At 36.8% G+C, this 10413-nt stretch carries 6 protein-coding genes; 2 read left to right on the plus strand and 4 right to left on the minus strand.

Annotated features, from left to right (window positions below; all coding sequences use genetic code 11):
- The first annotated feature begins 10 nt into the window (after positions 1-10).
- Together mutS and PHV30_05730 are read left to right on the plus strand one after the other, a co-directional pair.
- Complete coding sequence (mutS, locus tag PHV30_05725) at positions 11-2449, plus strand: DNA mismatch repair protein MutS (protein MDD5456516.1); 2439 nt, start codon at positions 11-13, stop codon at positions 2447-2449.
- 85 nt (positions 2450-2534) lie between these two features.
- Entirely contained in the window at positions 2535-2705 is a 171-nt protein-coding gene (locus tag PHV30_05730; protein MDD5456517.1) for a hypothetical protein, read from the plus strand.
- An 86-nt stretch (positions 2706-2791) separates the two neighbouring features.
- Here the strand turns inward: PHV30_05730 and PHV30_05735 are convergent, their stop codons facing one another.
- From PHV30_05735 to PHV30_05750, 4 genes are all read right to left on the minus strand, one after another.
- The gene (locus tag PHV30_05735; GenBank protein MDD5456518.1) at positions 2792-5083 is read right to left on the minus strand and encodes an SLBB domain-containing protein; all 2292 of its coding nucleotides are present in this window, start codon (positions 5081-5083) and stop codon (positions 2792-2794) included.
- Positions 5084-5179: 96 nt separating this feature from the next.
- Positions 5180-7516 carry a hypothetical protein gene (locus PHV30_05740; protein ID MDD5456519.1) on the minus strand — a complete coding sequence of 779 codons (2337 nt, stop codon included), beginning with the start codon at positions 7514-7516 and terminating at the stop codon, positions 5180-5182.
- Positions 7517-7520: 4 nt separating this feature from the next.
- On the minus strand, positions 7521-8513 hold the full coding sequence (locus tag PHV30_05745; protein ID MDD5456520.1) for a FecR family protein: 993 nt from the start codon (positions 8511-8513) through the stop codon (positions 7521-7523).
- Between the two features lie 4 nt (positions 8514-8517).
- Positions 8518-10413, minus strand: a 1896-nt coding sequence (locus PHV30_05750) for a hypothetical protein (GenBank protein ID MDD5456521.1), incomplete at its 5' end; no start/stop codon positions are given.

Raw genomic sequence — 10413 nt, forward strand, 5'->3', positions numbered from 1 at the left:
TGTAACCCCCATGATGCGTCAATATTACGAAATAAAATCAGGATGCGAAGACGCTATACTTTTTTTTCGCTTGGGTGATTTTTATGAAATGTTCTATGACGACGCATATAAAGCATCTCGAATCCTTGGATTAACTTTAACTTCCAGAGGTAAAGACGAAAACGGGGAAAAAATACCGATGTGCGGTATCCCCTATCATGCCGCCAATAATTATATCCCCAAACTGTTAGCTCAAAATATCAAAATTGCTATCTGTGAACAGACAGAGGACCCCAGCCAGGCCAAGGGTTTAACAAGACGCGAAGTTGTAAAAATTTTAACTCCGGGTACAGTCCTGGAAGACAATCTGCTCCAAAGTCAGGAAAATAATTATTTAATGGCTATATCCAATGATACCCTGAAAAACAATTTCGGTCTGGCTTATTGTGATATCTCCACCGGAGAATTTTTCGTTACTGAGATAAATGACCCGGCAAAACTTGTGGACGAAATCGAAAAAATAAATCCCAAAGAAATTCTTACAGCCACTAATCTTGATATCAGACTTGTTCAAGGGTTCTTTACGACAGTCTATAACCCGCTTCCATATAAAGAAGCCAGGGACAGGTTTCTTAAATTCTATAACATTCACTCAGCTGAAGCTGTTGGTCTTGAGGATTTCCACATTTCCTTTTCGGCTCTGGCAGCTATTTTAAATTACCTGGAAAAAACCAAAAAAATCACCGGGTTTTTGAATAAACCCAAACGCATTGATAATCAGGACTATTTATACATGAATGCAGTGACCCTAAAAAACCTGGAAGTACTTTCGGCACTTAACCCTCAGAATAAATCAGGTTCTCTGATCTGGGTGCTGGACATGACCAGAACATCAATGGGCGCTCGGCTGCTGCGCAAATGGTGTGCCAAACCTTTGTACAATCGAGAACTCATTCAACAACGTCTCGATGCAGTAGACTTTTTCCATACCAATTTTGGCGTTCTTGCAGAGTTGGACAGTCTGTTGGGGGAAATATATGACTTGGAACGTTTAAACGTAAAAATAGCCAACCAGATAGCTAATCCGCGTGATTTAATATCTATAAAAAATTCCTTGAATAAACTTCCTGCTCTTTACCAAATTTTAAAAGAAATACCTTCAAACCTGAAAAACCTTCTGCTTTTCCCTGAAGAATGGCTGAAAGCTACTCATGATATGTCTGTAGAAATAGAAAAAATCATTCTGGATGAACCTCCTGTACTTCTGAATAACGGTGGAATTGTTAAATCCAGTTATTCAGAGGAACTGGATAAACTGAGGGAAGATGTAAAAAACAGCAAACAATGGTTTATTGACCTGGAAATAAGGCTTAAAAAAGAAACCAACATCAAATCCTTAAAAGTAAATTACAATAAAGTTTTCGGTTATTACATCGAAGTCACGACCACCAACCTCCCGCAGGTCCCCGATTATTTTATCAGAAAACAGACTATTTCTACCGGTGAACGTTTTTATACTCAGGAACTTAAGGAAAAAGAAAACTTTATTTTGCATGCCGATGAAATTATCATCAAAAAGGAAATAGAAATATTTACGGCTTTACTTGCCGACCTGAAAAAATATACTGATGCACTGCAAATAATAGCCGATAAGATATCAGTCCTGGATTGTCTTACTTCTCTGGCCAAAGTTGCCCGGGCGAATAATTATAAAAAACCTGTATTGAACGATAATGGATTGTTCAAGCTTCAAAACAGCCGCCACCCGGTATTGGAAAAAAAGCCGGACAGTTACCAGTTTGTAGCGAATGATGCTTTTTTTGACACACAAACAAGCAATTTTGTTATACTTACAGGTCCGAATATGGCCGGTAAATCAACTTATATGCGGCAAATAGCTTTAATAATAATTATGGCCCAGATAGGCAGCTTTGTTCCGGCACAAGAAGCCAACATCAGCCTTACCGATAAACTTTTTGCCCGTATCGGCGCCAGTGATAATCTCTTTGAGGGTAAAAGCACCTTTATGATGGAAATGCTGGAATCATCCGGTATTCTGCATAACGCCACCAAAGACTCATTTATTATCCTGGATGAAATCGGACGGGGAACATCCACATTTGACGGGCTCAGCATAGCAGCGTCCATAGCTAAGTATATTTACAAACAAATTCAGGCCAAAACCATGTTCGCGACACATTATCACGAGATTACTTCTCTGACCGAACAATACCCTCTTATGAAAAATATGAATATTGCTGTGGTTGAGGAACAAAATAAAATTCGCTTTACCTATAAAGTTATTCCGGGCAAAGCTGAAAAAAGCTACGGCATTCATGTGGCGGACCTGGCCGGATTACCCAAGGAAATTATTCGTGACGCCACAAAAATCCTGGAAGAACTGGAAAAAGAAGAAATTTCCCTGCACAAAAACAAGACCGGTAAAATCAAACAACTATCTCTTTTTTAATTTAACAAAAGATTGCAGAAAATAAATGTTTATAAACAGGCTCATGCGGGAATAAGGATACTGTAATTAATAAGATAAAACTAATATGGGAAACTGCAAACATCATAACGTATCGTTCTTAGGTATTCTGCAATACCGTACTTATCCGGAAAAATGCTTCATATGCAATGACTGCCATACAGTAATTACAGACTATGTAACACACATTGATATGGAATTATACGCTGATAAAAAAGAAATGCTTCTGAATCTTTAAAGATCAGAATCATAGCTAAACCAAAAGGGCTTATAGTATTATTCGCACAAATTGGGAATTAGAAAAACATTTTTGAAAGAGTATGGTTAAAAAACAACTTTCCAGGTAACAGCTATATTAAAGATAATCTGGGTCCAATCCAGAATTGTCTTAACCAGGTCAAAATCTTTTATTTCTTTGGTCGGCACCACAATAATATCGCCTTTTTGAACACCGGTACCGAAATCATTTGTCTTGCTTACCGTACCATCAGCATGTATAACAAATATTTCAGGAGTATCCGCGTCTTTTCTGAATAATCCAGCGTCATTCAGATAATATTGCATGTTCCTGTTTTCTTTATATACGAACATGCCCTGATTATAAACACCGCCGACAACACCTACGGTCTGAGGTATCGGAGGTACTACAATCGAATCCTTGTCCTGCAGTTTGAGATCTTCATCCATTACGTTTTTATAAAATAACGCGCCGGCATCCATACGAATACGGTTAAAGTTGGACAGGCTCATGATATTCTGTACCAGTATTTCGTTGGAACTGCTGGTTTTATTAATACTTTGCAGCAAATTCAAATTATTATTTACTCTATAAAATTCTATTCCGGGAATATAGGCTTCGTCAGTGAAACCGCCGATACGTTTTATAAACATACTTAATGTTTCATTTTTGTAAATCGGATAAATGCCCGGCTGCATGGTTTCTCCACGAATTTCCACTGTTCCGGCCACATCAAAGTCTCTTACGGACTTGATGAACACCTCATCCAGGGGTTGCAATACAAAAGTTTTAATTTCATTATTTTTTACTTCGATAATTTTATTGTTACTGGTAGTCATTTTTCTCATAACATATATCTTTTCTTTATCAGCATTATACTTGAAGTCTCCGGCTTTAAAAACCAAATCCTCCAGGGTCATGTTCTGATAATAAACAAAATTACCCGGCTTGGAAACCTCGCCTTGAATACTTAGATTATAATTTTTATTAAGTTCGCTGGTTGAATATACTTTTATCTTATCAAACATCTCCAGACTAATGTTTTTTAAATCTGTTTCTTTAGCGTTAATCGGCAATATTTCATCCATGTTTGAGGTAGTCATTCGATAGATTTCCACCCTATCCAGATATGCTGTTTTATTGAAACCTCCGGCAAGAGTAAGTAATGCTTGCAGGTTCTGAACTTTGCCGTATTCATAAAGCCCCGGGTGCAAAACATCTCCTTCAATATCCACCCAATTATCTATTTGATCCGAAATAGCTTTTATATCAATAATGTCTCCATTTTCTATAGGAATTTTTTTACTGTTATTTATAAAATCATCATAACTCTTAAAGGTCAAAGTCTGTAGTCTGAACTGGTCAGAATCTGTACCGCGTCTTATAAGGTTTACTTCCCTGAAATAAGTACTGCGCGTATATTTACCGGACATGGCCAACAAACTATACATCGTGGTATTTTCTTTCAGTTCGTAAATGGCCGGCACCTTTATTTCTCCTTTTATAGCAGCTGTATCCGCTATTTTAGGAACGTATATAGTATCACCTTTTTTCAATTGAATATCATCGCTCTTGTCACCATAAATCAGCAAATCATAAAGATCTATAGTTTTATATAGCCGTCTGTCCCTGATAAGCTGAATATTCCTTAAAGTACCGATTTTTGTAGGACCGCCTGACGCATATAATCCATAAAGAAAAGTCGAGAGAGAGTTCAAGTTGTACCTGCCGGGTGTTTTTACTTCTCCCAATATAAATACATCTATAGTCTTCAGTTTACCCAAGGTTATATCCATTGTGAAATTTGCGAAATATTTTTCCATAAGATTATTTATTATACGTTTCGCGTCAGACAGGGTCAGATTAGCCACATTTACTTTACCTGCTTTTGGTAAAATTACGGTACCGTCAGTATCTATAATCAGATTAAAGTTTTGTTGAATATTACCCCAGAGATAGACAATTAATTCGTCTCCAGCGCCCAGGATATAGTCACCGCCGACAGGAATATTTTCCAAAGGTGTAAATGTCAGAGATACTTGATTAAACACATCATATCCGAACTGTTTCAATTCTTTAGGAAATTTTGATTCAATAATGGAGCGAAACTCCGGTTCTTGTTTAATCTCTGCAGCTTTAGGTATCTCAACTGCTTTTTCCGATATAACACCATTATCATTAAGAATTGGTTTGTTATTTTGAACCGTTTGTGCTGGATTCGAATTCAAATATGTTTCAGCAGCACTTTTTATCTCAGCGTCGCTGACATTATATTGTTTTTTAAGCGCATCAATATTTACAGGAGGCAATGCGGCTAAAACCAGGTTAAAGACAAAAGTAAAAACAATCCCGTAAAATATTCTATTAGTGTATTTCATCAGTTATTCCCATACTTAAGAAAATTATTTTAGCATAACATCAGAGTTTATAAAACTTAAAATATTTATGGAAAGTTAAACATACAAAGATAGCGACTAGAATGTAGTTGTTAAACGAAAGATCAGAGTTTGTTCAATAAAATTTTTAGTTTTATCGGCTGTATCCAATTTGTCGCCTGCTGCCGCGATTGTTAAATCAATATAAAGTTTAGTTTCATAGAATATATATTGATTACCTGGAAATTTATATATACCGCCCAGGCCTAAAGTTGTCTTATTGTTATTTACTCGTTGTGCCGGATCATTACCATCATTCAGGCCTAATTGCAGGACAATGCTTGCATAAGTACTTAACACCCTGGGTATATAGTCGTAATCTAGTCGAACTCCATATGATGTATAGGTTGTCATACTGGGGGTAACGCCCTTATTCTGCTTGTCAGATTTGCTTAAAGAGAACTTGGCTTTTACCGGGGAGAATTCGGTATCGACATTGATTCCAATCGCTGTCTGATCAAAACTATTAGCCGAAGCCACAGCGTCTTCATATGATATCAAGCTGTAATTTGTATTCAATTTCCCAATAAACTTCCCGATTTCCAATCTGATATTAGTAAAAGAAAATAAGTGTGTCTGCGTTTTATTATCAACCAAAGATACATTCTGGGTGGAATCATTTTTCTTGAGATTCAAGTTATAATTGTATCCCAGATTAAAGATATCAAAAACGTTGACATTAGCCATACCTTTAAAATCGTCACTGTAGGTTGTAGCACCGCCCATTTCCGGTGAGAGCAATTTGGTAACGTTGTCCTGCTCTTTTTGATAAGCGCCTGTAAAGGAAATCATGCTGCGTAACAGGTTTAACTTTAATGATGTTCCATAGAAGAAATCATCATTTTTTATTGATGTATTACCCAGACTTTTAAAACCCTTAGTCACCAAACTGGTATTGGTCTTAAAAAATAAATCGCGTGTAAAAAGCGGCGTACCGTATTCCAGATAGGCAGCTCCGCCCCCCTGCATACTTGTTCTGATTGGAATTAAGTTAAGTATGGCCTCAGGAATTATCTTCTTGGCCTCAGTCGGTATGGTATTGGTATCACCTGTGGAAATATCGGAATAATAAACCGAACCGGCCAGTTCACTCTTAAAATAGCTGCTTGAATCTTCATTGAGGTTTAATTTGTTATACATGCCCAAAACAAAATTTTCCTGAGGTAAAGATGTTCCCCAGTTCGTTGTATTGGGCAACGAATTCATATCGTCTTTAAAATGCAGCAATGACAAAGATGTATCCAGGGCAAATACTCTCATGCTTAATTGATAGGCGGTTAATTTCTGAGTAAATGTTCCGTTAATATTGTTGCTGGGGTCACTGCTGCCAAAAACCGTACGGGCGGTATCGCCGTTAATATAGGTGAAACTCATAACTCCTGGCAAACTCATTGTCATATTTACTCCGTCAACGTTTATTCCATTCAGGGTATATTGTGAAAGAACAGGAGCAGAATCCTTCAGAGATAACCTAACATACCCCTTGTCATCGTATAAATCGATTCTGGTGCGTGATTGCCTTTGTTGAGCTGATGTTTCTTCTGATGTTTCATAATCATATATATCCATATTCATAAAACCGCTCTTCAGATTCATTTCCATGGTATTTTTCATCCTGAAATTCGGTCTGGATATAACACTGGCACTTTTGTCAGTTGAATATAAATCGAGTATTAGTTCTTCTTTGCCTTTCATATCCACTAAAGAAGGTTTTTTGGGTTGATATGTAAAGCTGGATTGGATTGTATACTCCTTGCCGTCCTTGCTCTTGACAGAAAAATCTATTTTATGACTTTCCTGGCTCAGAGTGTATTGGGGTATATAGTTGATGAACGAAGAGTATATATTGGAAAGCCTGGTTACATCCTGATCGTCAACCTTTAAACTTATAGTTTTCAGGTCCAGAATATCATATGGATCTTCGTAAGAAATAAGTATTACCGGATTACCATCTCCGATATATGATTTGTTGGTGGGATTTAGCAATTTGATGTTGGGGTCGTTTTCAGTTTTTTTAATATCAGCTACAAAGGCATTTTCCTGAGGAAATACCAAAGGTAAAGTATAAGATGTACCATCCTGCATTTTTAAGAAAAAATAATATTGGAACTGATCGGAACCATTAAGTATCGGTGTAATGTTTAAGAGATATTTATTTGGCGGTATTGCAGTCATTTCTGCCTCGGTGTATTGGTTGTCCTGATCACCCTTGTAGTAAACCAGAACACTGTCTACAGAAGCAATATCAACATCTCTTGCTTCCAAATTTAATATAATAGGCTGATTGTTTATGACATAATCAAGCTTGTCATGCACAAGCACTACTGCAAATAAACTGCTGCTCAAAACACAAAAAAGGATTAATAGTTTTTTCATTAATTTATTTTAATTTGTACTTAATATTAATGTTATGTTCTTTGTTATCTTTACCCATAAATTTCAAATTTACTGTACGGCTGGATATAACCCCCTGTATATCAAAAGGAACGTTTATACCGGTAAAATATTTACCTGATATGCTGATCTCATGCTTCCCATTGGCTCCCTTAGCCCAGACTTCTGCCTTGCCATCTATAATCTTAAGGTCCAGTTCATCTTTCCAGTCAGCGGATGAATCCGATAGCGCTAATCCCAATGTTTTAGATAAAGATTTTATTTTAACCTCAACTTCACCGCTAAATAAGCGATCATTTTTCGCATCTTTTAAAGTAATAAAAAACTTGAAAGGTTTGTCTTCCTGTTTGTTACCAGGAGCGCTAACCAGCAGTAAGGCTTCAGCCGAGAAGGCATCTTTCCAGTTCATCATTTTCTTTAAGTCTTCATCGGTGATATTTTGCAGATCAGCCTTTCCATCTTTACTGATAGTAGTTTGGGTATTCTTGCCGGCTAAAACTTGTCCATTTTGATTTTCAATTAGCACCAGTCCTTCTTTAACCCATATTTCCATATTGTCACCGGAATTAACCACATCAAACTCTGTACCCTTTACCGAAGCTACACCGTGTATAGATTCCACAGAAAACTTGTCACCTTTTCTGATAGAATTCCAAACCTGCCCCATATGGATAAATACACCTTTTTCCTTCTTGGCTTCATTTCTGGTAAACTCAATTTCCGTACCATTGGCAATTCGAACCTTGGAACCGGTATAAAAAAATAATTCTGCCTTACCATCAGTATAAGTTTTTAAATAGTCACCTTCATAAAAGGCCATACCTTTCTTGGCAGGGGCCCATTCTTTCATATCCTTGGATTTATAAGCAACCTCCCCTAAAAAGAAGGTCAATGAAGCTATGGGAGAACCTTCTTTAATCTGAGAAAATAATATTCCTGTAAGTAGTGACAAAATTAAAAATAATATAACTTTTTTCATTTTTTTACCTGACCTTCACAGATTTGATCTCAATCACACCCTGGATCATGTCATCCAGCATAACTTTATTTATTTTATCTTTGGCTCCGTCAAGGTCCATTTCTTCATATGTATAATTCTCCAGAATATTTCCCGCGCCGTTTACTTTGAGAAAGTCTTTTACGAAATCTCCGAACTTCTGCAAATCCTGTAAAGTCGCTTCTACGTATGTTGGTTTTTCTACAACATCTCCTGTGCTTTTCTGATCACCTGTACCAACAACTTCCTCATTTTGGTATTCCAGTCTGAAATTCACAACCGACGAGGGTTTAATAATATCTTTACCGTCTTTTAGTCCGAAAACCTGCCAACTGTAATTACCTGTTACTAAATCTACACCATAATTTTCTCTGCTTATTTCAATTTGGCTTTCCTTAGTTGAAAACTCTTTGGCATCAGCTAAGGAAATATCTTTACCCATTTTCACTTTATATATTTCCACGTAATCAGGACCTTTGGACCATTTCAAAGTTACTTTTGTTCCTCTGACGGTTTTGTTTATGGGGTCGATTACTGCCAGTTTTCCGCCTTTATCTTCTATTTCAAAAACAGCGATAACTGATGGCTTTACAACTTCCTCTCCGGCTTTAAAACCTGATACTTTCCAGCTATATATTCCGGGTATCAAATCCTGCAGCAGTAATGAATTTTCTTTAACACTGAATAGTTTCCCATTATCCAGATTTGGTCCTGTCCCCAAAACGACTTTATATTCATCAATAAAAGGAAATCCATCCCACTGCAATTTGACTGTTCTCTCAGGAATTTTCTTGCCTACAGGGTTTATCAGATTAATCTGCTGTATCGGCAGAATAAATAGCCCTTCTTTGGAAGGTTCGCCGAAAACTTTACTATCTTTGTCATAAGCTGTAACTGACCATTTATAAGCTTCTCCCGGCTTTACCGCGATTATATCCGATAACAATTTCTCCGTTTCTTTGATGTTATCTATTTCAGCGTTAATATTTAGTTTTTCAATATTTATTTTTATTTTATAATGATCGGCTCCGGTAATCGATGTCCACTTTAATTTCGGATTCATTTCTGTGGTATTCCCAACAGGTGCTAATAATACTATTTTTTCAGCGTTAATTTTCTGAGTGTAAAAATTGTAAAGCGCGCTGCCCGGCCCCATTATTCTTCTGCTGCCATCCAAAGCAAAGACTTTAAAATAGTATTTTTTACCTGCTTCCAGGGGAACAGAATCTCCTGCAACCGATAAAGCCGTAGTATCTCCGAAAAATATCTTCGCGCTGCTTAAACCGGGGTCTTCTTCAGACATTACCAGTTGATACCCTGCCGCTCCTTCAATCGGGGTCCATCTGAAAACAATGTTTGTAAAATTGTCTATAACCTGATTAACAGGTTGCAAAACTTCAATTAGTGGAAGAGGTTTGGTTTTAAATGATCCCAACACCGATGATTTGTTATAGTTCTTATCATTCTCATCAAAAGGAATAACTTTCCAAAAATATTCTTTGCTTAGTTGGATAAATCCTTCTGAGTTATCGAAATTGAAAGGTGGGAAAGCGTCAATGACCTTGGCATTTTTTAAATCACGGTTATCCGCGATCAATAATTGATATTTTGCTGCCCAATCTACTTTTTCCCAGTTAAATCTTATCGTCACCAGATTTTCAATTTGCTCGGCTATGGGTGATATTAAATCAGGAGCTTTGCGGATCGGTGTTTTGAAATAACCCATGTCTGATTTTTTATTAAAATTATTTCCAAATTCATCGTAAGGTAAAACCTGCCAAAAATATTGTTTCTCGAAACCTATATTTCCACCTTTTTCAAGATGAAGACGGAAAGGACTTGTCTCAACGTCCACTTTTATAGGATTAGTCATATCTTTATT

This window comes from Candidatus Margulisiibacteriota bacterium, assembly GCA_028715625.1.
In the GTDB taxonomy this organism is placed as follows: Bacteria; Margulisbacteria; Riflemargulisbacteria; order GWF2-35-9; family GWF2-35-9; genus JAQURL01.